The sequence below is a fragment of the Actinoplanes sp. CA-051413 genome (genome assembly GCF_050955795.1).
GTDB lineage: Bacteria > Actinomycetota > Actinomycetes > Mycobacteriales > Micromonosporaceae > Actinoplanes.
The window spans coordinates 4,547,487-4,563,996 of sequence record NZ_CP192100.1 but is presented as its reverse complement, the minus strand read 5'-3'; the positions used below and the strand labels follow the sequence as shown (position 1 = coordinate 4,563,996).

Here is a 16,510-nt window from a genome sequence, read left to right as displayed (position 1 = left end):
TCAGCCGTTCGGGTTGAGCCGGTCGAGAACGTTGGCGGGGAAGAACACCGCGACCTCGTCGGCGGCGATCCCGGATCCGTGTGACGCGCCCAGCGCGCGGACTTGGGCGGCCTCTTCGGCGGTAAGTGCCTTGCCGACACCGATGTAGCCGCCGTTGACCTTGAACAGTGACGGGCATTCGCCGTTGGCGGAGCCGCGGTCCTTCCAGAGGAACTGGATGGTTGTTATGTCGAGCATGGGTGCCACCTTCCTGACTGTGGGGGTGAGCCTGGGGTGGCTCTCCGTTGATGGTCTCACCAGGTCGCCGACAATTGTTCGGTCAGTGCTAGATCCTTACATACACAGGTAGCCCCAGCCACGCTCGTGGTCTGGGGCTCTTTCTGTGGCGGACCTGGCATCGTCCATCGTACGGGTAGCGACAAACGCTTGACAATTGTCAGGCGTGGGGAGAGTGTGGAGGCAGGCATTCAGCCGTTCGTCTCCCGGTCGGGGTTGGAGAGCTCAAGCCCAGCCCCGGCCGGAACGCCAAGCCTTGGAGGCACTCCGCGTGTCCATCACCGCGATCTGTTCCGGCGACCACGAGGTGGTCATCACCGGAACCCTGTCAAACCTTCGCCCTCACGCCGACGGTGGTGTCACCGCCACCCTCGCCCACCCCGAAGCCCAGGTACGGCTGGTCATCCCCGCGGGTGTGCCCCCGATCGGTTCCGGCAGGCGGGTGACGGTCGGTGGCGTGTACGCGGGCAGCACCATCCGCGTCGAGGCGGTGTCCGCCCGATGAGCACTCCGGCCCCGCCGGTCCAGACGGTCCGGCGCTCCAATCACAGCTTCCAGGCCTACCAGGACGGCTACGACACGTTCGTCATCCGCGAGACCACGGCAGGTTGGAAGACCGAAGGTCACCCCGTCCACGACGGGCTGCTGTGCGAGTCAATGGACGAGCTGCTCGCGCACCTCGAGGGGCGGAACTGATGGGCCAGCAGATGACCCGTGACGAGCTCGCCCGGCACCTGTACGCGGTTGAGCCGCTCGGCCCGGACGTGCCGCTGACGCTCGCCGAGCAGAACGCCGGCGCCGAGGAGTGGGACACCGGCCAGGCCAAGGCTGAGGACGTAGCTGACTGCTACGCCCGCGCCGACCGGCTGCTCGCCGAGGAGGCGAACCGATGAGGACCCCTGCCGAAACGCGAGCGTTCTACCCGGCGAGACCGGGCACCGCCTACGACCTGATGTTCTGTGACGGCGTCAAGGTCTGCGACGACGTTGAGCGGATCACCATCGTTGCTGACAGCGACGACCAGGCCGTCACCGACGCTCAGAAGGTCATGCTCGGCCGTCCGGGTCATGAGGTTGGCTCGTTGACCCGGCCGGTCAGGCGGGGTCACTCGGTGTGGGTGGCGGACTTCGCTGATCAGGGAGCCGCGGTCGAGGCCGACAACGTGACGACTGCTTGGGATCTGCACCGCGAGTTTCATGGCTGTGGGGTGGCCCGATGAGCGTCGACACGCACGTCGACACCCGCGCTGCCCTGGTCGTGGTTCTGGGCCCGGACTTCGAGCACCACCTGGCCCGTGACCTGACCGCGCAGGAGCTCGCCGATGTGGAGGCGGGTCTCGCCGCGCATGACGGTGATGTCGCCGCAGCGGCCGGCGTGCACGTCGACGGCGACACGGCCGCATACCTGCAGCGCCTCGTCGGGAGCACCCGATGACCGCGGCGATTCAGTCTCGTCCGACGACGGGCCGTCGCAGCGTCAACCGCGAAACGGTCCTGCTCGTTGAGGCCGCCAAGCGCGGTGACATTCAGGTGCGGCGAGAAACCCGCTGGGATGTGTACCTCCTCAACGGCCGGGAGTGCCCGGACGTGCGTCCCCTCCTGGTCGCACTGCTCCGTGACGGTGTCCTGTTGGTTGTGGACCCGAGCGCCGACCTGTCGCTGATCGTGCCCGGCGGCGCCCGATGACCGCCAACCCCACCGGTTTCGAAGTGACCGTGCCAGCGGATGTTGCCGCCGAAATGGGCCAGCGGTGCCGCACGGGTGAGTTCGACGTTCGCCGCCTGCGGCTGGAGTTGACGCACCGTCTCGGCGTGGTCGTGCCGTCCCGGATCGCGGAGGCCTTGTACGCCATCTATCTGGAAGGAGATTCGTGATGTCCACTGCGACGATCCCGGCTGCTGCGGGTGACTTCGACGACGAGTTCGACCGGATCACCGCCCGCTACGACGAGGGCCGACCGCGGTTCGTGAAGTCCCGCACCGAGGTCATGACCGTCCAGGACGCGATCAGCGTCTCGATGGGTCGCCGCCGGCACCGCACCCGCGAGCGGGAGGTGTGAGCCCGGTGAGCGACGACAGCCTTATCGCCGAGTATGAGCTGATCCGTGCTGACGGCAGCCTGACCACTACTCGTTACCTGTCGATTCCGGATGATGTTCCGGGCGAGGAGGTCCGGGATTGGGTTGCTGACCGGATCATTCCGCGTGCCGAGGAAGGCGGCTACGCCGAGTGGGTGCAGCGGGTCATGACCCGTGCCGAGAGCGCACAGAATGCCTCGGCTCGCGTGGACGAGGTTCGGCGCCTCTCCCACCAACGCGAGCGGGGCCAGTGATGGACGCCGGCCGGCTGTGTCAGCTCGAGCACGACAACCACCAGGACCACGTCGTCACCAAGCCGGTCGGTGTGATCACATCCCGCGGCCCCGTGTTGTACGCCGACCGGGCGTGCGCGGCCCGTCAGGGCGTCGACGCCGACCAGTTGACGGATCCGCTGCTCGCGGACGCGGATTGGATCCGGTCGTGAGCGCGTCGGTGCAGCGGAGGCTGCGTGAGGATCCGGTGTTCGCGGCGATGACTGCCGACGTGGCCAGAGTGCGGCGTGCCTGGCCGGGCGTGCACGTGGTCGCTCACCGCGATGAGCAGTCCGGTCGGGTGTCGTTCCACCTGCACGTCCGGCCCGCCGACCGGCAGCGTCTGGTGGAGTTGCTGGGTTCGGTGTCGTTGAACGAGATGCGAAACGGGAACGTGACCAGCTTCCACTTCCAGGGCAGCCGGCGGGACATGGACCGACTGCTGCGGGGGCTGGGGTCATGACCGTGTTCAAGACCGCCGGTGGGCACCGCTACTTCGACGACCTGTGCGACGACGCCGTCCATGAGGTCGGCGACCGGCACACATCGGTGGGCCGGCTGGACCTGGAATGGACAGGTGCCTGCTGGGTGCCGGTGTGCCCGGTCGACGGGGTGCTGCTGGAACCGGCCGCCGCGGGGCGTTTGTCGTGTGGGACGTGTCAGCGTACCCATGGCGAGTTGTCGGATCTGGTGTCGCCGTGACCGCCGTCGTGAACACCACGGTCTGCTGTGAGGCGCTTTTCGCCTCGGATGTGCAGCGTTCCGACGAGCCGTCCGCTGACAAGGTGCGGGAGGCGGTGACCGCCACCCTGGACCGTCTGCACGAGGCTGGCTGCGCCGCCGTCGTGGCGGAGGAGTTCGGCCATCATCCTGACTGTGCCGCGCAGCGGATGCGCTGGGCGCGTCAGGCGGTCCGTGAAGCGTTCGCCCGTTCCTGACCGGCCGCCATGGCTCCCAGCACGCCTGGGGCCCGTGGTGGCCGACCAGGGGTGTCGAGCCGAGAAGGAGATCCGATGACCTACGCACTGTGCAACGACGGCACTCGCATCTACCTCGAGAAGGCCGCCCCGGATTACTCGAACTATCTGGCCAGGTGTGAAGCCCACGGAACGGTCGGCACATTCGCGACCAGCTCCGACGCCGACAGGGTGGTCTTCGACCACGCCAACAGCAATCACCAGGGCATGCACTCGCACGCTTGTGCTCGGAGCTGACTGGCCGCTCTGGCCACCAGCGTTCTTCCCCGGCGGTGGTGGTCGTGGCGGCCGACCAGACGCGTCGAGCCAGGAAGGAACAGCTATGCAGTTCGACGACATCGCGGACCCGGACTTCGTTTCGTCGCCCGAGTTCACCCCCGGTACGCCCGAGTTCGATCAGGTGATGAGCAACATGTCGCCGGAGCAGCGCCAGGCCTACCAGGACCAGTACGACCGCCTACCTGCGGCGGTCCGCGAAAGGCTTGAGCGCTGACCGGCCGCTCCGGGGCCCAGGGGTTCTTCCCTGACATCTGGGTCCTGTGGCGGCCGTTCAGTACGGCCGAGACTTGGAGACACCCATGATTGAGATCAAACTGTTGGACGGCGAGATCATCCAGACCTCGCAGTACACCACCGCACAGGCCGAACAGGCTGTCGCTGCCGGACAGATCGAGCTCGGCGGGATCCCGGATGACTTCGCCGTCGACGACCACGTGCAGGTTCCGCGCCGGGTCGTGTACGCGGCTGCGGTCGCGTCGATCGCGGAGGTGCCGGCGTGAACGTAGCCATCATTCACCGCCGCACAGACGGCGAGCCCGGCGTCCTCATCACCGACCACGGTGACCGCTACCTCATCGAACACCTCCGCGAGCTCGCGGTACGGCCGGATGCGAGCGCACCGGTCCCGGTGACGCTGTCCACTGGCGGCATTTGGGAGATCGGCGGTGACACGGTTCTCGACGCTTTCGCGGTGTCTACGGACGTGACTGTCGCTGAGGTTCTGGCGGCGTACCGCAACGAGGCAGAGGCGTCGTCGTGAGCGGATACCAGTACACGTACCCGGCTGACACCAGCTACCTGAACGGCCTCCCGCAGCATCAGCAGGACTTGGCCCGGGATCTGCTGCGCCAGTCCGCCGAGACGGGCGCCGACCTGGCCGATCTCCTCGCTGCGGCGGATGTGCCGGCTGAGGACAAGGCCGCGCTGACGGAGGTGTGGAAGTGACCGCCGTGGACGACGAACGAGTGCGACCGATGGCATCCGGCTATGCAGTTATGAGCCCGAGATGGGGACTCGTCCGCGTTCAGCGGACGGCGACAGGGATGTGGGCTGGGTTCGTGGAGTGGTACGAGCCGGGCGAGGCGCCTTTGTCGGACGCCATCGGCGGTACGTCGGCGTACTCAGCTGAAGAGGCGATCGAGGCGGTGCTGCGATGAGCGCCTACGACAACGACCCGCGGGTGACGGATGTGCCTGAAGGCTTCCAAGTCTCGTACGTCCCCTCTGGCTGGGAGGTAAAGACGGTTGTCGCGGTTTGTCCTGACTGGCGCGGCGGCTGGCGAATTGAGTCGCCCTCGACCCGGGATGTTCCAGGCTTCGCCACCGCCGACGAGGCGATCTACTCGCTGATCGGGGACCCCCGGTGAGCGAGCGAACGATCACCCTGTCCCGCGCCGCGTTCGACAAGCTCCGCGAGGGTCGCATCACAATCCGGCTGGCTGACAGTGGGGGCCGCAGGGTTGCCGTGTTCCCGCAGCGGGTGTGGCCGTCGGCGCGTGTCCCGGCGTTGCAGCCTTCGGTGGTGCTCAATCCGGCCGATCTGGACCTGATCGAGCGGGACCCGGAAGGGCTGGTGTGCGCGTCCACCGATGGCACGACGGGCTGGACCGTGCGGCTGGCCTGAGAACGGAACCGGGGCGCCGTGTGCGTGCAGGCTACGGCGCCCCTTCGCTTCAACCCCAAGGCAGGAGAGTCAGCGTGACGAATGTAGCGCAGGTGAATGACAGGAACCGCCGCGGCTTCACCCCGGCGGACATCGAACGGATAAAGACGGCGGTCGCGAACGAGGCGTACCCGCCGCAGGGCAGGGTCGGCGCGGTGATCAGGCGGGCCGGTTGAGGCAGTGCAAGGACGGAGCCCCGCTTGCTGAGGATTACTCGGCCGGCGGGGCCTTTTTCTTGGGCCGACCGCGCGGCGTCTCGTCATCGATTGCCTGCATCAGGTCCGAGAACTCAGCCACCCGCCGGGGATCTTCGTTGATCCAGCGCAGGAATGCCCGAACGGCGACGTTCATGTTGTGACCGGCAGCCTCGAATGCCGCTTTCGCTGGGTCGTACTCGTCGTCGGCGGGTCGGTAGTTCCGGTTGGTATACCGGTGCTGGCTGGTCACGGGTGAATCATCGCATGGTGGCTTGCCACTTCCCAACAAACTCCGCCATACTTAAGTGGCAAGCCACTAATGATCAGCACTAGGAGTGCTCATGGACTTCTCCCAGCACTTGCATGACTCACAGCGCTACCCGTCCCTGTGGTGGGAGTACCGCTTCCCGAACGGTCATGACGCTTCCGTCATCCCCGACCCGCGCCCGGAGTACCCGTTCCGGTTCGAGGTCGAGTCCACAGACCCGGACGACATCGGCGCGGGCCGTATCGCTGCGGGCCTGACCACGGAGCAGGTCGAGGCGAAGCTGACCAAGCTCGCCGAGCTGCCGCCCAACGAGGACGCGGACGTGGCTCCGTGACCGCTCGACTCGCCGGTGCGTCGTGACCTGCATCAGCGTGGAGTTCACCGACCAGCCCGAGCCTCCGCCCTGCTCGCGGTGCGGCCTGAAGCGTTGGGACGCCCTTGATCTGCGGCCCGGCGACATGGTCTGCACCTGCGACGACGCCCACTCCCCCACTTCCTGAAAGGAACCGCCATGTCCGATCTGAAGGAAGGCGTGTGGATTCGCCTGCCGCACGCCCCTGCCCATGCGCCGTTGGCGAAGTGGCGGCGCCTGTCCGCCGATCCGGCGCCGGTCGGGTGGCCGCGCTGGATGGTGGCTCTCGCGTTCGACGGCGGCTATGCGGTGCCGTACCACCGGGACGCGCTCACCGACTTCGAGACCTCGACCGTTCAGCCTGAAGGAGCCTGACCATGACCGTCACTGACATCCGTCCCCACCTGACCGCTGAGCCGACTGCCTCGCCTGAGTCGGCTCGTGTGGCCGAGTTGCAGGAGATGATCCGTTCGGGTCGGTACGCCGGCTACCTCGCTGAGCTGACCGACGAGTTGGAACGGGCGAAGGCTGCCCGTGCCGAGGTGCGGGACCTGACCGCCACGACCGTGCTGGCGGCGTGATCGTGGCGAGCGTCCGTGATGACCTGGCCGCGCATATCCGTCACGTCGACGGCGACAACCGTGCGCATCCTGCCGACCTGGCGTCGGACGTAGGCGAATTCCTGATACCGCGTCTCCCTCTTGTAGGCATCGTGGCCCGCCTCGAAGAGATCAAGGACTTTGTCTTCCAGGCTGACCGCAACAAGACGATGGGCGCCGCCGCTCTGGCCGACGCGATCGTGGACCGCTTCAAGCTTGAGGAGAACTGACATGACTGACATCCGTGACTCTGTCGTTGACCTGATCCGTGAGGTCGACCCCGACGGCACCCTCGACCTCGACACCTTCGGTGCGGTGCTGGGGCAGCGGCTCGCACCGCAGTTCGAGGACCTGTACGCCGGCGAGGTGCAGAAGTTCGTCGTCGAGTGGCTGACCGGCGTGGACATGTACAGCCCGGCGGACCTCGCTGACGCGCTGGTGAAGCACTTCCGCCTCGACCAGGAGATCTGACCATGGCCTGCGATCAGCGACCCCTCGACGTCGAGGCCGAGTTGGCGACGCTCAAGCGACACCTCACCGACCTGGTCGAGACGATGCACGGGGTCGTCGAAAACGGCCGCTGGGTGACGATCCCGGATCCGGAGCTGCGGGGTCTGGTCGGACGGTATGTCGCGGACGCGGTTGCTGCGTTGGCCGCGGAGGTCGGGGCGGACGACGCGCAGGCCGCTGCGGAGGAGTTGCGGGGCGGCGGCCAGTTGCCGATCTCGCTGGGCTCGGGCGAGGTGGCCTGATGCCTGTCGGTGACCAGCATCCGCTCGAGCTGCTGAACGACGACGCGTGGGCTGACGAGCCGCGCCGGCTGGCTGATGACGTGTTCGGGCATCGCATGCGGGCCTGCAACTGTGGATCAGACCCGGCTCGGGAGCGCCACTACGAGTGCGGCCAATGCGGGCGTACCGCCTTCACCGTTGACGGGGCGGTTAAGGGTGCGGCGGTGCAGGTGGGCTGCCAGTTCACCGAGGTCGGCCGGGCCTACAACGAACAGAACGGAGTGCAGTGGTGACCGTAAAGACAGCGAAGGACCTGCCTGCTGGCTCAGAGGTCTCTGGGGTCCACGCCGAGTGGCTGAAGGATCGCCCCGGTCATCAGGAACCGTGGACCCGCAAGAGCGACGGCGCGCACATCAGCGACGGCGCGATGAATCGCCTTCTCGACGAGGGCGCCCACATCATGTTCATCCCATCACGGCCGGCGCTGCCAATGATTCCCCCCTGTGGCGTTTGCCGGGACTGGCACTACAACGCATGCCCAGTGCATTGGGGCGGACAGCCAGAGATGGTTGAGCCCGCCCGGCGGCTGTCGGGCGGGGACGCGGCATGAGGCTGTCGTCGTTCCACTTCAAGGACCTCCGCGCTGTCGGCCGTGGCGAGTTGTTCCTGTCGTCGGCCGGGTTCGAGTTCGACGATCTCCCGGTTGACGGCGTAGCCCGGGACCGGCTGGACCAACTGTGGATGGAGGACTACATCGACGCGGACATCCGCGGCCGGGATGCGCCGGCAGTGCTGGAGCTGACCGACAAGGGCCGGCAGGCGCTGACCAGGGAGGTGGCCTGATGTGCCCGCGTTCGTTCCTGCGTCCGTCGCATCTGATCTGTCTGCGTTACGTCGCCGAACGGCGGGCGACGGTCAGTGCCCGGGGGTTCATGGTTGATGGTCGGTTCCTTGGTGGTGTGTTGCGTACGGCGATGTCGGGCCTGTGGCTTGACGCGTTGGTGTGCGGGCCGTCGGAGGTGGCGGAGCCGGGGTTGTTGTGGCTGACCGACGCCGGCGTGCAGGCGTTGGCTTCCGCAGGGCAGGAGGTTCAGCGGTGACCCGCTCGTGGCGGATGTTCGCCGGACGCCCGAGCCGTGCTATCGGCGGCCGGGAGTTCCACGGCTTCGGCGACGAACGGTACGTCCGGTTCCGTGGGCAGGAGCCGACCCCTGTCGTGCTGGTCGAGGACCCAGACGGCGCCTACTGGGGTTGGCTGCCTGCTGACGCTGCCAGGCCGGTAATGGTCCAGTCTCACGAGGGCTTCTTCCGCATTCAGTCCCCGGACGGTTTCCGATCCGACGTCGAACGTGGCCGCGGTGAGATCGTCCGCATGTCGTGCAGGCCCGCCGTGCCTTGACCTTGATGGAGTCAGCAGCCCCCGTATTGCCTGTGCAGGCTGCGGGGGTTTTCCTCGTCTCCAGCGGAACCGCCTAGCACCGTTTCCTGTACATCGAGGTGCTCCCGGACCGGGCGTCAACCCTTCCTAGCGTGTCAAGCGAGACTGATCGCTTCGGAAGAGGCGGCGTTTAACGCTGTGTCGTGCTATAGCACGGCTGTCGATCTAGCCGGGCTGCTGGTTTCTCCTAAGAAACCGGCGTTGTCGCAGCTCAGGACCAAGATCTGCCAACTCTCCGCCGCGGGCTTGGTGTGCTATACCGGCGATCAGTATCGTGACTGACAGCAACGAGCGCTGGTCCACCGACCAAGTGTCGTTGATGGAGCGCGCGAACCGTCATGCCATGAGCACAGACTTCGCTGATCTGTAAAGCAGGTCACAGATCAGGATTCGGGCACCGGCACGCGCGTGCATCGACGTCCGCAGCGCTCTAGGCTCTCGACAGTCCTGACGGAAGGAAGGAGGAAGCCCATGGATGCTGCGTTTGAGGAAGCCGGCAAGACGGTCCGCTACGCCCTCGGAAGCAATGAACGGACCGCTCGCCTCGCAATGCTCGTCACCCTGTTCGGGGTGCTCTGGCTGCTGGTGATGTTATAGCCAGCTAGACAAAACCTAGCAGGTCTGCCGGTCCAGTCGTCAAGATGTCAACTGGACCGGCAGACCTGCGGGTCCGAATACCACTGGTGTAGTTCGCTGCGGGCATGGATACCGCGTTGACCTGCAGGTACGGTCCGATCATGGACCCGGTCGTCGAGAGTGAGCTGCGCACCCCGGACGGATATTGGCGTGTCCAAGTCGTCAGGTACGGCCCAGGGCAGCGCTGGTATCGGGTCATCCACGCCACGACCCAGGTCGCCGACCGGGTGCCGTTGGCGACGGTGCAGCGGATCCTCGGTGATGCGATGGCCACGCTCGAGCCGGTCCAGGAGGGTGAGCTCGGCGCGGGCTGAGACGTCAGGTGCCGGGCTGGTCCCACCGGCTGCGGTCGTCTTCCTTGTCCACCGGTGTGCCACGACCGCCGCACGGGGCGTCCCGGTAGAGCCGTCCCGGCCCACCGCGGCGGATCCGTAGGACGTGCGGTTGGTGGTCGCCGACGAGGACACAGTGGTCGTTGCGCTGCCCGCGGACACGCATCGTCTGGGCTTCGTCCCAGGCCCGCTGCCGCGGTGTGCGCGTGCTCATCAGCGCAGGGTACGACTGGCCCACTCGGCGCGTCAGTTGCTGTCCAGCAACGATCAGAGCGGACCATGAGGGAATGGTTGGCCGACGCCGCAAAGACGAGTCCGGTGAGGCGTTCTGGACGGGTCTGGCGGTAACGATCGGGATGCTGTCGGGTGTCGTCCTTTTCGCGGTGTTGCGCTGACCGCCACATCCGACGGAAAGTCCTTGCCAGGGAGCAATTAGCGGGTGATGATGCGTGCCGGTTGCTGGGCGCCCCCGTGGTTCAGCAGCCAACATACAGATCGGGCTCGTGCTGGCATCCTCTGCCAGGGCACGAGCCCGATCATTGTTTCCCCGCGTGCACAGCCATTCCCGTGGACTCTGCGCCGGTGAGCCTATCGGATCGGGTCCGGGGCGGTTCGTAGGCGGGCCAGCTTGGTGGCGTGGCGCCTGAGCAGCCCGGCGTCACGGGCTCGTTTCCGGGCGGCACGGTCGGCGGCTTTCGCGTCACGGCGGCGCTGCCATTCCGCGCGGTCAGCTACACCGCGCTCAGTGATGATGGACGCTACCGCCTCGGCGATCTCGCTGCTCATGGCCTGATTCTGACTGACGGCGACCAATTGCGAAAGCTTGTATGCCGGCAGAGAAGCCCACGCTAAGGCGCTTCAGCGAGCCCCATTCTCAAGATCCTGCTGATTTGAGACTGGTGAATCAGGTACTGGCGCCCGAGCTCGATCTGCGTGACCCCGCCTGCGGCATATTTCGCACAGATCGCAGCTTTGTCCTCAGCCGTCAGAGGGGTTGACCTTGTCGGGTAGTCGCGGATCTCCCGCACGCACTGGCTGCATTTCCGCACACGCTTGCCGCTACCAAGCGTGATCACACGGTCGAACTCGTGGCCCTTCAGGCACCTTCTCTTCCGGGCGTTCAGCGCTGCCGGCGCGGCGCTTCTTCTGACGTTTTCTTGGTGGGTAACCGGCTCTAGATGATCAGGGTTCACACAGCGTCGCACTCGACAGAGATGATCGAGTTCCAGGCCATCCGGGATGGGGCCAACGAGCATCTCGTACGAAGTACGGTGCGCCAGCCGGTCCCCACCCATGGGGTTGATCCTGAACACGCCGTACCCGCTGGGCTTGGTTCGCCCTGTCCACTCCCAGCAAGGTCCATCAGCATCAACCTGCGAAAAGAAGCGCGCCACCGCAAGATCGCTAGAAGTCGCTGCATCACGGCGCACTTCATTCTTTCGTTGCAGAACCGATCGCAACGCCTCATTGGCGTCCTCAAGTTGCTGTCGCAGCTTGCTTGACGTCCTCGTGTGTTCACGCCCAGCCGTTACGTATGGCCAGCCATCAAACCGATGAAGAATGACTTGGAAGGCCGATAGCGCACCTCCAAGCGGGCACTCGCGGACATATCCCTTGGTCTGCGTTGACACGAAGTCGTCGCGGCCGTCTTCGCTGGCGCCGGCGTGCTGGACGAGCAGGTCGTAGACGGCGTTCGCCTGGGCGGCAGTCAGCGGGGCGGTCACAACGGCCCTTCCGCGTTCTGGTGGTACCAGGAGAGGAACTGGGCTCCGGCGTCCCCCATGTCGTGCTCCCGGGGCGGCGCCCCGCTGGTGTGCACGATGACTCGGTCGTTCTCGACGCGTAGGTCGATGATGCCGTCCCAGCGGCCGATCTCCTGGTCGCCGTGCAGGGGGTAGCCGGCCTGGAGAAGGTCACCGTAGAGCCCTGGCTCGGGCGGGTAGTCGAAGGTGTCGCCGCCGGCGTCGACCTCTTCGATCCGGCCGTCGGCGAACAGCATGAAGCCCCGGTACTTCACGCCGCCTCCCAGACTCGTTCAACGTCGGTGGCTTCCCGGATGATCGGACCCCGACCGAGGCGGACTTCGTCCTCGTTGATCCGCTCGATCGCGGCCAGGCCAGTCTCGGCTCGAACCACGCCGATGACCCTCGGCTCAGCCGGCAGGGCATACGTGACCCGCCACAGCGGGTGTTCGGTGCTGTCGTGACCGCCGATACCGGCCTGGTCGCAGCAGCGGCTGGGTGTCGTCACGCCTCCCCCTTCATGTTCCGACGGTGCTGTTCCAGAGCCTCGGCCTGCCGGCGGTCGACTTCGGCGTCCGATAGCTTCTCGCCCGGGTAGTTGACGAGGTACCCGCGCCTGACGTCCCGCTCGTTGCCTTCGCAGCCTGCGAGTCGATGCTGGTTGCCTTTCTGGGCGCCGCAGCCTTCGCAGTCGCGGGTGGCGGTGACCCGGGGGTAGTCGGTGATGTGAGCGGCGAGCCGGTCGGCTATCCAAGTGATGGGGTTGATCACGGCACTTCCTCCTCGATCACGGTGAACTCCCGGCCTGCGGGCACGGTCGCCCACAGCGTGGAGCCTTCCCAGCGGATGTCGATGTCGCCGTTCTCCTCTCGCCGGGTCGCTGCGACGGTCAGGGTGCTGGTGCCTGACACCGCCACGGTCCAGCCGGGTTCGAGCTCGTCGGCACGCCTGGGTGGGTTCACGGGGGTGGTCACTGGACAACCCGACCTTCGCGCTCGACCTGCCAGGGCCGGATGATCTGCGTGCCGTCGTCCTCGACGGTCACAAGCCGCGACACGAGGTCCACCGATCGGACCTTGCCGAGCTCGCGAGTCGCCTCGCTCAGGGACGCCAGGTGGGTGGCGACACTATCCGCGACCAGTTCCGCGTACTCGCGGTCCCCGGACTGGTACTTCACTCCGCCGTCGTAGCCGTTGAGGGCAGCGGCCCATTCGGTGCGGGTTTCAGGCATTGCGGTTCTCCTCAGTGGTCAGGCCGGGTGGCGACCCCACCCGGCCGGCGGACAAATTAGTCAGTGGGGGTGGCGCTGTCGATCAGCTCGGTGAGCCACTGCGGCAGCGCGTAATCGGCGGGGCGGAAGTACGTCCGGATCAGGCTTCCAGGCAGATCGGCATAGACCAGGACGTCCGCGTCCCACGTCCCGCCGTCGATGCGGGTGAACCTGAACGTGATCGAGGCTGGAGTGACCGCCTTCCTGCCGATGCTGATCTCGGGAGCGTCGGTCAGCTTGACCTTCTTGTCCACGACCTCAGTCGTCCGGCGGCGGGTTGACCCCCAGGCCTGGGTCATGGCGTCGATGTCGGCCATCAGGACTCCTCGGTGGTCAGCGACTCGGCGGCGAGGGCGTGGATGCGGAGCACGGCAGCCTGCCCCTCGGCGGCGAGCTGAGCGGGCGTCGGATCAGGCTCGGCGGGTTCGTCGTCGTAGTAGTCGTTCCCGCAGGGTGCGCAGGACGGGAAGTAATCGTCGTAGGTCTTCATCAACGCAGCTCTCCTCGCGGGTCGGGTTCCCAGTCGAACGGACAGAACGGGTTCGGGCTATCACCAAGCCAGGTGACGTAGCAGAGCCGGCGTCGCAGCCCGAGCCGGCGAGCAACGCGTCTCACAGCGCCCACTGCTTGGCCTCGTCGATGCTGTACTGCTCGGTGAACGGGTCCCGGCCGAACGTGACCAGCAGCTGGCAGTCGCGGGTGACGCCGACGATCACGCCCAAGCCGTGAACCGGATGGAGCAGCTCGGGCTGGGCCTGAGCGAGGGTGCCGGCTTGGTCGAGGAGCAGCCGTGCGTCTTTGCGGAGCCGGGCCGCGGTCCCACCAGACACGAGCTTGGCTGCGGCGAGGGAGTCTTGGGCGGTTCCGAGCAGGTACGCGATCTCCGAGAAGCTCACGCGCCAGCCCTCGCGTCCACCGCGGCCGTGTACTCGGCGAGCATCCGCTCAGCGACAGCCCAATCGTCGTCGCTCATGTCCTGGTAGTCGAACTGCTCCAGCATGGCGCCGAGGGCGTTGAACAGGATGCGGTCCTCGGTGCTCAACTGCTCGCGGTCGTTCATCGGCCAGAAGGCTCGTTCCGCGAGTTTCCAGCAATCCGCGCCGAGGTTGTACTGCGGCTGGTGGATGTCGCTCACGTACGCCGCGAGGGCCGCCCAGCGGGTGTGCAGCTCGTCGTAGGGCATGGACTGAAGGCCGGTCATCGATTTTCCTCCAACACCATCGCCGGGTCGATGAGGTCGAACACGCCGGGCCGGTCGGTTTCGTAGCGGACCTGCGCCTGCCCGTTGACCAGGCCGAAGAAGGTCGCGAGCTCCGTCGAGTACGGGGTGCGGACCTCAGTGTGCGGCGGGGTGTTGGCGTCGATCTGCTGCCACTGCCGGCGGGCACGGCGGATCACTGGCGCCTCCCGCAGTCGATGACGTCGCCGTCGTCGACCAGCTGCCACAGGTGCACGTGGAGCAGGTCGTTGCAGCGACCGCACCGCGGTCCCGTCAGCGGGTCGGCGGAGTAGTAGCCGAACGCAGCCCGGATGAAGGCATGCCGGTTGATGTAGGCGTTCGGCCGGTCGTGGGTGTTCGCGTCGGCGTTGAGCAGCTCCGGGTCGATGAGCAGGTTCACGCCGTCGCCTGCTCGACGCAGCGGCTGCACACAGCCTTCGTATCAGCGGGGGCGGTTTCGTCGGACGGGCGGCCCATCCAGATGATGTCGCCCGGGACGAACCTGTGACCGCAGGTCAACGGCATGGCGGCGTTGGTGAGGGCCGGGTTGACGCGGGTGGGGTTGAACCGCCACGCCTGACCGTTGACGGTGGTCCGGATGGTGTCGGGGAGCTGGGTCATGGTGTCTCGCTTTCGAAGTCTGCGGGAGTGGGCCGCCGCCCAAGGGCAGGAGGACGGCGGCCCGGGAAGAAAGTCAGGGAAGTTTGCAGTTCACGGCCGGAATGTCGCCGTCGCCGTACTCGGCCCATGCATCGGCGAGTGCGTCGTGGGCCGAGAGGAACTGCTGTCCTCGCCATGCGTCGACCAGCTTGGAATCGGGCCAGTTCGCCTGGTGTTCAGCGTTCCAGGAGTGCAGGTGCTCGGTGATGCTGGCGTGGTACCAGATGCCGAAGCAGATCCTGTACTCGTGGGCGTGGTAGCCGTCGGACTCGACGAGGCAGGCGGTCTCGACCTTGACGTTGCTCACGCCGCTACCTCGCTCAGGTTCCGGACCAGCGTCGCGCCGGCGATGACCCGCTGGTTGCCGCGCCACTGGTAGGTGAGCTCCACCAGCCCGCGCCTGTGAAGCGCGACCAGCTGCGAGGAGGTGGCTTCGCGGGAGCGGATGATGCGGCCGTCGTCGCGTTCGGCCTGGGCGAGGATCCGCACCATGGCGTCGCTGGCGGGGGCTGCGGTCTGCTGGGCGGCCTTGCGGGCCCCGTACCAGCCGCCGGTCTGTGCGGTGCCGGCCATGACCTCAGCCACCGTCTCCACGACCTGGTTATGGGTGGCGACGACCTGCGCGTGGTGCGCGTCCACCTCGGCGTTGATTGCCTCAGCGATCTCCTGCTCGGTCCGGGCGGTGTCGATGTCCATCATCTCGACCAGGGCGGCAGCCTCAGCAACGATCTGGTGGATGCGCTTGCCCGCCATCGCGGCATCGCGCAGAAGGCGGTAGTAGCCGATGGCGTGCTCCCGGTTCGTGAACGGCTTGCACAGCTCGTTGATCGGGCCGGCGCCGTTCGACACCTGGAAGGCGATGCCGTTGTGCTCGCGGGTCATGGTCACCAACAGGGCCGGGGTGGCGAGGTCGGGGCCGAAGCCCTCGGTGAGGGTGTCGCCGGGCTGAGTCATAAGCTTCATGTAGATCGGCTCCTGGTCGAGTCAGGCAGTCGGTTCAGGTACCGGAGCGTTAACGCGCTCCGTGTTGCCGTAGGCCCGTTCGGTGTTGACGCACCGGGCGGGCCGTTTTGCTGTCCTGCGTAGCTCCAACTGTAGCTACAGCAATAGCTACAGGCAAGCCATTCACCCTGACTGATTACGCGCCGCGTGTAGCTATCGCCGTATCTGCGCTTGGTCATGTACTGTAGCTACAGACAGACGACGCGGAAGGAGGTGAAATGACCACTACACCGGCTGAAACGAGCAACAACACGCCCACTCGCCCGATCCGGGTCCCACTGGACCTGTGGGCTGAGTTCGGCAACGTGGCGAAGCAGCTCGGCAGCAACCGCACCGCTCTGATCCTTGAGTTCATGCGCTGGATGGCGCGCCACCCTGGCGCAAAGCTGCCGAAGCGGCCCGACACGCCACCAGCCGCATCCGCATAACAAAAAGACGGCCCCAGGCCGGTGTCCTACCACCGAGCCCGAGGCCTTGATTCCAGAACTTCACGCGCCGGCTAAGACGACAGAAGGATCAGGA

At 66.5% G+C, this 16,510-nt stretch carries 52 protein-coding genes; 34 read left to right on the top strand and 18 right to left on the bottom strand.

Features of this window, described 5'->3' with window-relative positions; all coding sequences use genetic code 11:
• Nucleotides 1–237, bottom strand: coding sequence for a hypothetical protein (locus tag ACQP2Y_RS21350; protein WP_433730921.1), 237 nt, complete (start codon nucleotides 235–237; stop codon nucleotides 1–3).
• Nucleotides 238–547: 310 nt separating this feature from the next.
• Between ACQP2Y_RS21350 and ACQP2Y_RS21345 the strand changes: the two genes are divergently transcribed.
• The 21 genes from ACQP2Y_RS21345 to ACQP2Y_RS21245 all read left to right on the top strand — a co-directional run bounded on the left by ACQP2Y_RS21345 (nucleotide 548) and on the right by ACQP2Y_RS21245 (nucleotide 5,718).
• Nucleotides 548–781: a hypothetical protein gene (locus tag ACQP2Y_RS21345; RefSeq protein ID WP_433730919.1), complete on the top strand. Its 234-nt coding sequence runs from the start codon at nucleotides 548–550 to the stop codon at nucleotides 779–781.
• Nucleotides 778–972, top strand: coding sequence for a hypothetical protein (locus tag ACQP2Y_RS21340; RefSeq protein ID WP_433730917.1), 195 nt, complete (start codon nucleotides 778–780; stop codon nucleotides 970–972). The genes ACQP2Y_RS21345 and ACQP2Y_RS21340 overlap by 4 nt, the downstream gene beginning before the upstream one ends.
• Complete coding sequence (locus ACQP2Y_RS21335) at nucleotides 972–1,169, top strand: hypothetical protein (protein ID WP_433730915.1); 198 nt, start codon at nucleotides 972–974, stop codon at nucleotides 1,167–1,169. Before ACQP2Y_RS21340 ends, ACQP2Y_RS21335 begins: the two co-directional genes overlap by 1 nt.
• The gene (locus ACQP2Y_RS21330; RefSeq protein WP_433730913.1) at nucleotides 1,166–1,495 is read left to right on the top strand and encodes a hypothetical protein; all 330 of its coding nucleotides are present in this window, start codon (nucleotides 1,166–1,168) and stop codon (nucleotides 1,493–1,495) included. The genes ACQP2Y_RS21335 and ACQP2Y_RS21330 overlap by 4 nt, the downstream gene beginning before the upstream one ends.
• Nucleotides 1,492–1,710 carry a hypothetical protein gene (locus ACQP2Y_RS21325; RefSeq protein WP_433730911.1) on the top strand — a complete coding sequence of 73 codons (219 nt, stop codon included), beginning with the start codon at nucleotides 1,492–1,494 and terminating at the stop codon, nucleotides 1,708–1,710. The genes ACQP2Y_RS21330 and ACQP2Y_RS21325 overlap by 4 nt, the downstream gene beginning before the upstream one ends.
• Nucleotides 1,707–1,961 carry a hypothetical protein gene (locus ACQP2Y_RS21320; RefSeq protein ID WP_433730909.1) on the top strand — a complete coding sequence of 85 codons (255 nt, stop codon included), beginning with the start codon at nucleotides 1,707–1,709 and terminating at the stop codon, nucleotides 1,959–1,961. Before ACQP2Y_RS21325 ends, ACQP2Y_RS21320 begins: the two co-directional genes overlap by 4 nt.
• Entirely contained in the window at nucleotides 1,958–2,149 is a 192-nt protein-coding gene (locus ACQP2Y_RS21315) for a hypothetical protein (protein ID WP_433730907.1), read from the top strand. Before ACQP2Y_RS21320 ends, ACQP2Y_RS21315 begins: the two co-directional genes overlap by 4 nt.
• Nucleotides 2,149–2,334 carry a hypothetical protein gene (locus ACQP2Y_RS21310; RefSeq protein WP_433730905.1) on the top strand — a complete coding sequence of 62 codons (186 nt, stop codon included), beginning with the start codon at nucleotides 2,149–2,151 and terminating at the stop codon, nucleotides 2,332–2,334. Before ACQP2Y_RS21315 ends, ACQP2Y_RS21310 begins: the two co-directional genes overlap by 1 nt.
• 5 nt (nucleotides 2,335–2,339) lie before the next feature.
• Nucleotides 2,340–2,606, top strand: coding sequence for a hypothetical protein (locus ACQP2Y_RS21305; protein WP_433730903.1), 267 nt, complete (start codon nucleotides 2,340–2,342; stop codon nucleotides 2,604–2,606).
• Entirely contained in the window at nucleotides 2,606–2,797 is a 192-nt protein-coding gene (locus ACQP2Y_RS21300; RefSeq protein WP_433730901.1) for a hypothetical protein, read from the top strand. Before ACQP2Y_RS21305 ends, ACQP2Y_RS21300 begins: the two co-directional genes overlap by 1 nt.
• Nucleotides 2,794–3,087, top strand: coding sequence for a hypothetical protein (locus ACQP2Y_RS21295; RefSeq protein WP_433730899.1), 294 nt, complete (start codon nucleotides 2,794–2,796; stop codon nucleotides 3,085–3,087). The genes ACQP2Y_RS21300 and ACQP2Y_RS21295 overlap by 4 nt, the downstream gene beginning before the upstream one ends.
• Nucleotides 3,084–3,326, top strand: a complete 243-nt coding sequence (locus ACQP2Y_RS21290) for a hypothetical protein (protein ID WP_433730897.1) — start codon at nucleotides 3,084–3,086, stop codon at nucleotides 3,324–3,326. Before ACQP2Y_RS21295 ends, ACQP2Y_RS21290 begins: the two co-directional genes overlap by 4 nt.
• The gene (locus tag ACQP2Y_RS21285) at nucleotides 3,323–3,562 is read left to right on the top strand and encodes a hypothetical protein (RefSeq protein WP_433730895.1); all 240 of its coding nucleotides are present in this window, start codon (nucleotides 3,323–3,325) and stop codon (nucleotides 3,560–3,562) included. The genes ACQP2Y_RS21290 and ACQP2Y_RS21285 overlap by 4 nt, the downstream gene beginning before the upstream one ends.
• A 75-nt stretch (nucleotides 3,563–3,637) precedes the next feature.
• Complete coding sequence (locus ACQP2Y_RS21280; RefSeq protein WP_433730893.1) at nucleotides 3,638–3,838, top strand: hypothetical protein; 201 nt, start codon at nucleotides 3,638–3,640, stop codon at nucleotides 3,836–3,838.
• Between the two features lie 85 nt (nucleotides 3,839–3,923).
• The gene (locus tag ACQP2Y_RS21275) at nucleotides 3,924–4,094 is read left to right on the top strand and encodes a hypothetical protein (protein WP_433730891.1); all 171 of its coding nucleotides are present in this window, start codon (nucleotides 3,924–3,926) and stop codon (nucleotides 4,092–4,094) included.
• An 85-nt stretch (nucleotides 4,095–4,179) separates the two neighbouring features.
• Complete coding sequence (locus ACQP2Y_RS21270; RefSeq protein WP_433730889.1) at nucleotides 4,180–4,380, top strand: hypothetical protein; 201 nt, start codon at nucleotides 4,180–4,182, stop codon at nucleotides 4,378–4,380.
• The gene (locus ACQP2Y_RS21265) at nucleotides 4,377–4,640 is read left to right on the top strand and encodes a hypothetical protein (RefSeq protein ID WP_433730887.1); all 264 of its coding nucleotides are present in this window, start codon (nucleotides 4,377–4,379) and stop codon (nucleotides 4,638–4,640) included. Before ACQP2Y_RS21270 ends, ACQP2Y_RS21265 begins: the two co-directional genes overlap by 4 nt.
• Entirely contained in the window at nucleotides 4,637–4,825 is a 189-nt protein-coding gene (locus ACQP2Y_RS21260; protein WP_433730885.1) for a hypothetical protein, read from the top strand. Before ACQP2Y_RS21265 ends, ACQP2Y_RS21260 begins: the two co-directional genes overlap by 4 nt.
• A gap of 208 nt (nucleotides 4,826–5,033) precedes the next feature.
• Nucleotides 5,034–5,246: a hypothetical protein gene (locus ACQP2Y_RS21255; RefSeq protein ID WP_433730883.1), complete on the top strand. Its 213-nt coding sequence runs from the start codon at nucleotides 5,034–5,036 to the stop codon at nucleotides 5,244–5,246.
• On the top strand, nucleotides 5,243–5,503 hold the full coding sequence (locus tag ACQP2Y_RS21250; RefSeq protein ID WP_433730881.1) for a hypothetical protein: 261 nt from the start codon (nucleotides 5,243–5,245) through the stop codon (nucleotides 5,501–5,503). The genes ACQP2Y_RS21255 and ACQP2Y_RS21250 overlap by 4 nt, the downstream gene beginning before the upstream one ends.
• A gap of 92 nt (nucleotides 5,504–5,595) precedes the next feature.
• Complete coding sequence (locus ACQP2Y_RS21245) at nucleotides 5,596–5,718, top strand: hypothetical protein (RefSeq protein ID WP_433730879.1); 123 nt, start codon at nucleotides 5,596–5,598, stop codon at nucleotides 5,716–5,718.
• 34 nt (nucleotides 5,719–5,752) lie between these two features.
• On the opposite strand, the gene ACQP2Y_RS21240 is transcribed toward ACQP2Y_RS21245, so the two are convergent.
• Nucleotides 5,753–5,989 carry a hypothetical protein gene (locus ACQP2Y_RS21240; RefSeq protein ID WP_433730877.1) on the bottom strand — a complete coding sequence of 79 codons (237 nt, stop codon included), beginning with the start codon at nucleotides 5,987–5,989 and terminating at the stop codon, nucleotides 5,753–5,755.
• A gap of 91 nt (nucleotides 5,990–6,080) precedes the next feature.
• Here ACQP2Y_RS21240 and ACQP2Y_RS21235 point away from each other — a divergent pair, with 91 nt between their 5' ends.
• The 11 genes from ACQP2Y_RS21235 (at nucleotide 6,081) to ACQP2Y_RS21185 (ending at nucleotide 10,077) form a co-directional block, all read left to right on the top strand.
• Nucleotides 6,081–6,341 (top strand): hypothetical protein, encoded by a 261-nt coding sequence (locus ACQP2Y_RS21235; protein WP_433730875.1) that lies wholly within the window; start codon nucleotides 6,081–6,083, stop codon nucleotides 6,339–6,341.
• Between the two features lie 177 nt (nucleotides 6,342–6,518).
• Nucleotides 6,519–6,734, top strand: a complete 216-nt coding sequence (locus ACQP2Y_RS21230; protein ID WP_433730873.1) for a hypothetical protein — start codon at nucleotides 6,519–6,521, stop codon at nucleotides 6,732–6,734.
• A 2-nt stretch (nucleotides 6,735–6,736) separates the two neighbouring features.
• Nucleotides 6,737–6,940, top strand: a complete 204-nt coding sequence (locus tag ACQP2Y_RS21225; RefSeq protein ID WP_433730871.1) for a hypothetical protein — start codon at nucleotides 6,737–6,739, stop codon at nucleotides 6,938–6,940.
• The gene (locus ACQP2Y_RS21220; protein WP_433730869.1) at nucleotides 6,937–7,188 is read left to right on the top strand and encodes a hypothetical protein; all 252 of its coding nucleotides are present in this window, start codon (nucleotides 6,937–6,939) and stop codon (nucleotides 7,186–7,188) included. Before ACQP2Y_RS21225 ends, ACQP2Y_RS21220 begins: the two co-directional genes overlap by 4 nt.
• Nucleotide 7,189: 1 nt before the next feature.
• Entirely contained in the window at nucleotides 7,190–7,429 is a 240-nt protein-coding gene (locus ACQP2Y_RS21215; RefSeq protein ID WP_433730867.1) for a hypothetical protein, read from the top strand.
• Nucleotides 7,430–7,431: 2 nt separating this feature from the next.
• Nucleotides 7,432–7,710 carry a hypothetical protein gene (locus ACQP2Y_RS21210; RefSeq protein ID WP_433730865.1) on the top strand — a complete coding sequence of 93 codons (279 nt, stop codon included), beginning with the start codon at nucleotides 7,432–7,434 and terminating at the stop codon, nucleotides 7,708–7,710.
• Nucleotides 7,710–7,982 carry a hypothetical protein gene (locus ACQP2Y_RS21205; RefSeq protein WP_433730863.1) on the top strand — a complete coding sequence of 91 codons (273 nt, stop codon included), beginning with the start codon at nucleotides 7,710–7,712 and terminating at the stop codon, nucleotides 7,980–7,982. Before ACQP2Y_RS21210 ends, ACQP2Y_RS21205 begins: the two co-directional genes overlap by 1 nt.
• Nucleotides 7,983–8,295: 313 nt before the next feature.
• Nucleotides 8,296–8,532 (top strand): hypothetical protein, encoded by a 237-nt coding sequence (locus tag ACQP2Y_RS21200; protein ID WP_433730861.1) that lies wholly within the window; start codon nucleotides 8,296–8,298, stop codon nucleotides 8,530–8,532.
• A complete protein-coding gene (locus ACQP2Y_RS21195; protein WP_433730859.1) occupies nucleotides 8,532–8,789 on the top strand; it encodes a hypothetical protein in 258 nt (85 codons plus the stop codon). The genes ACQP2Y_RS21200 and ACQP2Y_RS21195 overlap by 1 nt, the downstream gene beginning before the upstream one ends.
• An 809-nt stretch (nucleotides 8,790–9,598) precedes the next feature.
• The gene (locus ACQP2Y_RS21190) at nucleotides 9,599–9,724 is read left to right on the top strand and encodes a hypothetical protein (RefSeq protein ID WP_433730857.1); all 126 of its coding nucleotides are present in this window, start codon (nucleotides 9,599–9,601) and stop codon (nucleotides 9,722–9,724) included.
• 140 nt (nucleotides 9,725–9,864) lie between these two features.
• Nucleotides 9,865–10,077 (top strand): hypothetical protein, encoded by a 213-nt coding sequence (locus tag ACQP2Y_RS21185; RefSeq protein WP_433730855.1) that lies wholly within the window; start codon nucleotides 9,865–9,867, stop codon nucleotides 10,075–10,077.
• 4 nt (nucleotides 10,078–10,081) lie between these two features.
• Here the strand turns inward: ACQP2Y_RS21185 and ACQP2Y_RS21180 are convergent, their stop codons facing one another.
• Complete coding sequence (locus ACQP2Y_RS21180) at nucleotides 10,082–10,309, bottom strand: hypothetical protein (RefSeq protein WP_433730853.1); 228 nt, start codon at nucleotides 10,307–10,309, stop codon at nucleotides 10,082–10,084.
• Nucleotides 10,310–10,731: 422 nt separating this feature from the next.
• On the opposite strand from ACQP2Y_RS21180, the gene ACQP2Y_RS21175 reads away from it, so the two are divergent.
• Nucleotides 10,732–10,947, top strand: coding sequence for a hypothetical protein (locus tag ACQP2Y_RS21175; protein WP_433730851.1), 216 nt, complete (start codon nucleotides 10,732–10,734; stop codon nucleotides 10,945–10,947).
• Here the strand turns inward: ACQP2Y_RS21175 and ACQP2Y_RS21170 are convergent.
• From ACQP2Y_RS21170 to ACQP2Y_RS21100, 15 genes are all read right to left on the bottom strand, one after another.
• The gene (locus tag ACQP2Y_RS21170) at nucleotides 10,944–11,819 is read right to left on the bottom strand and encodes an HNH endonuclease signature motif containing protein (RefSeq protein ID WP_433730849.1); all 876 of its coding nucleotides are present in this window, start codon (nucleotides 11,817–11,819) and stop codon (nucleotides 10,944–10,946) included. The two genes, ACQP2Y_RS21175 and ACQP2Y_RS21170, sit on opposite strands and share 4 nt — an antisense overlap.
• Complete coding sequence (locus ACQP2Y_RS21165) at nucleotides 11,816–12,112, bottom strand: hypothetical protein (protein WP_433730847.1); 297 nt, start codon at nucleotides 12,110–12,112, stop codon at nucleotides 11,816–11,818. The genes ACQP2Y_RS21170 and ACQP2Y_RS21165 overlap by 4 nt, the downstream gene beginning before the upstream one ends.
• On the bottom strand, nucleotides 12,109–12,345 hold the full coding sequence (locus ACQP2Y_RS21160; protein WP_433730845.1) for a hypothetical protein: 237 nt from the start codon (nucleotides 12,343–12,345) through the stop codon (nucleotides 12,109–12,111). The genes ACQP2Y_RS21165 and ACQP2Y_RS21160 overlap by 4 nt, the downstream gene beginning before the upstream one ends.
• Nucleotides 12,342–12,608 carry a hypothetical protein gene (locus tag ACQP2Y_RS21155; RefSeq protein WP_433730843.1) on the bottom strand — a complete coding sequence of 89 codons (267 nt, stop codon included), beginning with the start codon at nucleotides 12,606–12,608 and terminating at the stop codon, nucleotides 12,342–12,344. Before ACQP2Y_RS21155 ends, ACQP2Y_RS21160 begins: the two co-directional genes overlap by 4 nt.
• Nucleotides 12,605–12,811 carry a hypothetical protein gene (locus ACQP2Y_RS21150; protein ID WP_433730841.1) on the bottom strand — a complete coding sequence of 69 codons (207 nt, stop codon included), beginning with the start codon at nucleotides 12,809–12,811 and terminating at the stop codon, nucleotides 12,605–12,607. The genes ACQP2Y_RS21155 and ACQP2Y_RS21150 overlap by 4 nt, the downstream gene beginning before the upstream one ends.
• Nucleotides 12,808–13,068, bottom strand: a complete 261-nt coding sequence (locus ACQP2Y_RS21145; RefSeq protein WP_433730839.1) for a hypothetical protein — start codon at nucleotides 13,066–13,068, stop codon at nucleotides 12,808–12,810. The genes ACQP2Y_RS21150 and ACQP2Y_RS21145 overlap by 4 nt, the downstream gene beginning before the upstream one ends.
• Before the next feature lie 56 nt (nucleotides 13,069–13,124).
• A complete protein-coding gene (locus ACQP2Y_RS21140; RefSeq protein WP_433730837.1) occupies nucleotides 13,125–13,424 on the bottom strand; it encodes a hypothetical protein in 300 nt (99 codons plus the stop codon).
• A complete protein-coding gene (locus tag ACQP2Y_RS21135) occupies nucleotides 13,424–13,597 on the bottom strand; it encodes a hypothetical protein (RefSeq protein WP_433730835.1) in 174 nt (57 codons plus the stop codon). Before ACQP2Y_RS21135 ends, ACQP2Y_RS21140 begins: the two co-directional genes overlap by 1 nt.
• Before the next feature lie 121 nt (nucleotides 13,598–13,718).
• A complete protein-coding gene (locus tag ACQP2Y_RS21130; RefSeq protein ID WP_433730833.1) occupies nucleotides 13,719–14,003 on the bottom strand; it encodes a hypothetical protein in 285 nt (94 codons plus the stop codon).
• On the bottom strand, nucleotides 14,000–14,308 hold the full coding sequence (locus tag ACQP2Y_RS21125) for a hypothetical protein (RefSeq protein WP_433730831.1): 309 nt from the start codon (nucleotides 14,306–14,308) through the stop codon (nucleotides 14,000–14,002). The genes ACQP2Y_RS21130 and ACQP2Y_RS21125 overlap by 4 nt, the downstream gene beginning before the upstream one ends.
• Nucleotides 14,305–14,505, bottom strand: a complete 201-nt coding sequence (locus tag ACQP2Y_RS21120) for a hypothetical protein (RefSeq protein WP_433730829.1) — start codon at nucleotides 14,503–14,505, stop codon at nucleotides 14,305–14,307. Before ACQP2Y_RS21120 ends, ACQP2Y_RS21125 begins: the two co-directional genes overlap by 4 nt.
• The gene (locus ACQP2Y_RS21115; RefSeq protein ID WP_433730827.1) at nucleotides 14,502–14,726 is read right to left on the bottom strand and encodes a hypothetical protein; all 225 of its coding nucleotides are present in this window, start codon (nucleotides 14,724–14,726) and stop codon (nucleotides 14,502–14,504) included. The genes ACQP2Y_RS21120 and ACQP2Y_RS21115 overlap by 4 nt, the downstream gene beginning before the upstream one ends.
• Nucleotides 14,723–14,947, bottom strand: coding sequence for a hypothetical protein (locus ACQP2Y_RS21110; protein ID WP_433730825.1), 225 nt, complete (start codon nucleotides 14,945–14,947; stop codon nucleotides 14,723–14,725). The genes ACQP2Y_RS21115 and ACQP2Y_RS21110 overlap by 4 nt, the downstream gene beginning before the upstream one ends.
• A 73-nt stretch (nucleotides 14,948–15,020) precedes the next feature.
• A complete protein-coding gene (locus ACQP2Y_RS21105; protein WP_433730823.1) occupies nucleotides 15,021–15,293 on the bottom strand; it encodes a hypothetical protein in 273 nt (90 codons plus the stop codon).
• A complete protein-coding gene (locus ACQP2Y_RS21100) occupies nucleotides 15,290–15,949 on the bottom strand; it encodes a hypothetical protein (protein WP_433730821.1) in 660 nt (219 codons plus the stop codon). The genes ACQP2Y_RS21105 and ACQP2Y_RS21100 overlap by 4 nt, the downstream gene beginning before the upstream one ends.
• 257 nt (nucleotides 15,950–16,206) lie before the next feature.
• Between ACQP2Y_RS21100 and ACQP2Y_RS21095 the strand changes: the two genes are divergently transcribed.
• Nucleotides 16,207–16,416, top strand: coding sequence for a hypothetical protein (locus ACQP2Y_RS21095; protein WP_433730819.1), 210 nt, complete (start codon nucleotides 16,207–16,209; stop codon nucleotides 16,414–16,416).
• Nucleotides 16,417–16,510: the final 94 nt, after the last annotated feature.

Excerpts from the sequence above, each read along its gene's own strand:
- ACQP2Y_RS21310 (WP_433730905.1), top strand. The coding sequence starts at position 2,149 with ATGTCCACTGCGACGATCCCGGCTGCTGCGGGTGACTTCGACGACGAG.
- ACQP2Y_RS21205 (WP_433730863.1), top strand. The coding sequence starts at position 7,710 with ATGCCTGTCGGTGACCAGCATCCGCTCGAGCTGCTGAACGACGACGCG.
- ACQP2Y_RS21095 (WP_433730819.1), top strand. The coding sequence starts at position 16,207 with ATGACCACTACACCGGCTGAAACGAGCAACAACACGCCCACTCGCCCG.
- ACQP2Y_RS21140 (WP_433730837.1), bottom strand. The coding sequence starts at position 13,424 with ATGGCCGACATCGACGCCATGACCCAGGCCTGGGGGTCAACCCGCCGC.
- ACQP2Y_RS21320 (WP_433730909.1), top strand. The coding sequence starts at position 1,707 with ATGACCGCGGCGATTCAGTCTCGTCCGACGACGGGCCGTCGCAGCGTC.
- ACQP2Y_RS21300 (WP_433730901.1), top strand. The coding sequence starts at position 2,606 with ATGGACGCCGGCCGGCTGTGTCAGCTCGAGCACGACAACCACCAGGAC.
- ACQP2Y_RS21340 (WP_433730917.1), top strand. The coding sequence starts at position 778 with ATGAGCACTCCGGCCCCGCCGGTCCAGACGGTCCGGCGCTCCAATCAC.
- ACQP2Y_RS21330 (WP_433730913.1), top strand. The coding sequence starts at position 1,166 with ATGAGGACCCCTGCCGAAACGCGAGCGTTCTACCCGGCGAGACCGGGC.
- ACQP2Y_RS21185 (WP_433730855.1), top strand. The coding sequence starts at position 9,865 with ATGGACCCGGTCGTCGAGAGTGAGCTGCGCACCCCGGACGGATATTGG.
- ACQP2Y_RS21110 (WP_433730825.1), bottom strand. The coding sequence starts at position 14,947 with ATGACCCAGCTCCCCGACACCATCCGGACCACCGTCAACGGTCAGGCG.
- ACQP2Y_RS21200 (WP_433730861.1), top strand. The coding sequence starts at position 8,296 with ATGAGGCTGTCGTCGTTCCACTTCAAGGACCTCCGCGCTGTCGGCCGT.
- ACQP2Y_RS21100 (WP_433730821.1), bottom strand. The coding sequence starts at position 15,949 with ATGAAGCTTATGACTCAGCCCGGCGACACCCTCACCGAGGGCTTCGGC.
- ACQP2Y_RS21125 (WP_433730831.1), bottom strand. The coding sequence starts at position 14,308 with ATGACCGGCCTTCAGTCCATGCCCTACGACGAGCTGCACACCCGCTGG.
- ACQP2Y_RS21290 (WP_433730897.1), top strand. The coding sequence starts at position 3,084 with ATGACCGTGTTCAAGACCGCCGGTGGGCACCGCTACTTCGACGACCTG.
- ACQP2Y_RS21325 (WP_433730911.1), top strand. The coding sequence starts at position 1,492 with ATGAGCGTCGACACGCACGTCGACACCCGCGCTGCCCTGGTCGTGGTT.
- ACQP2Y_RS21190 (WP_433730857.1), top strand. The coding sequence starts at position 9,599 with ATGGATGCTGCGTTTGAGGAAGCCGGCAAGACGGTCCGCTACGCCCTC.
- ACQP2Y_RS21315 (WP_433730907.1), top strand. The coding sequence starts at position 1,958 with ATGACCGCCAACCCCACCGGTTTCGAAGTGACCGTGCCAGCGGATGTT.
- ACQP2Y_RS21145 (WP_433730839.1), bottom strand. The coding sequence starts at position 13,068 with ATGCCTGAAACCCGCACCGAATGGGCCGCTGCCCTCAACGGCTACGAC.
- ACQP2Y_RS21135 (WP_433730835.1), bottom strand. The coding sequence starts at position 13,597 with ATGAAGACCTACGACGATTACTTCCCGTCCTGCGCACCCTGCGGGAAC.
- ACQP2Y_RS21275 (WP_433730891.1), top strand. The coding sequence starts at position 3,924 with ATGCAGTTCGACGACATCGCGGACCCGGACTTCGTTTCGTCGCCCGAG.
- ACQP2Y_RS21280 (WP_433730893.1), top strand. The coding sequence starts at position 3,638 with ATGACCTACGCACTGTGCAACGACGGCACTCGCATCTACCTCGAGAAG.
- ACQP2Y_RS21270 (WP_433730889.1), top strand. The coding sequence starts at position 4,180 with ATGATTGAGATCAAACTGTTGGACGGCGAGATCATCCAGACCTCGCAG.
- ACQP2Y_RS21215 (WP_433730867.1), top strand. The coding sequence starts at position 7,190 with ATGACTGACATCCGTGACTCTGTCGTTGACCTGATCCGTGAGGTCGAC.
- ACQP2Y_RS21255 (WP_433730883.1), top strand. The coding sequence starts at position 5,034 with ATGAGCGCCTACGACAACGACCCGCGGGTGACGGATGTGCCTGAAGGC.
- ACQP2Y_RS21235 (WP_433730875.1), top strand. The coding sequence starts at position 6,081 with ATGGACTTCTCCCAGCACTTGCATGACTCACAGCGCTACCCGTCCCTG.
- ACQP2Y_RS21335 (WP_433730915.1), top strand. The coding sequence starts at position 972 with ATGGGCCAGCAGATGACCCGTGACGAGCTCGCCCGGCACCTGTACGCG.
- ACQP2Y_RS21180 (WP_433730853.1), bottom strand. The coding sequence starts at position 10,309 with ATGAGCACGCGCACACCGCGGCAGCGGGCCTGGGACGAAGCCCAGACG.
- ACQP2Y_RS21230 (WP_433730873.1), top strand. The coding sequence starts at position 6,519 with ATGTCCGATCTGAAGGAAGGCGTGTGGATTCGCCTGCCGCACGCCCCT.
- ACQP2Y_RS21225 (WP_433730871.1), top strand. The coding sequence starts at position 6,737 with ATGACCGTCACTGACATCCGTCCCCACCTGACCGCTGAGCCGACTGCC.
- ACQP2Y_RS21210 (WP_433730865.1), top strand. The coding sequence starts at position 7,432 with ATGGCCTGCGATCAGCGACCCCTCGACGTCGAGGCCGAGTTGGCGACG.
- ACQP2Y_RS21350 (WP_433730921.1), bottom strand. The coding sequence starts at position 237 with ATGCTCGACATAACAACCATCCAGTTCCTCTGGAAGGACCGCGGCTCC.
- ACQP2Y_RS21195 (WP_433730859.1), top strand. The coding sequence starts at position 8,532 with ATGTGCCCGCGTTCGTTCCTGCGTCCGTCGCATCTGATCTGTCTGCGT.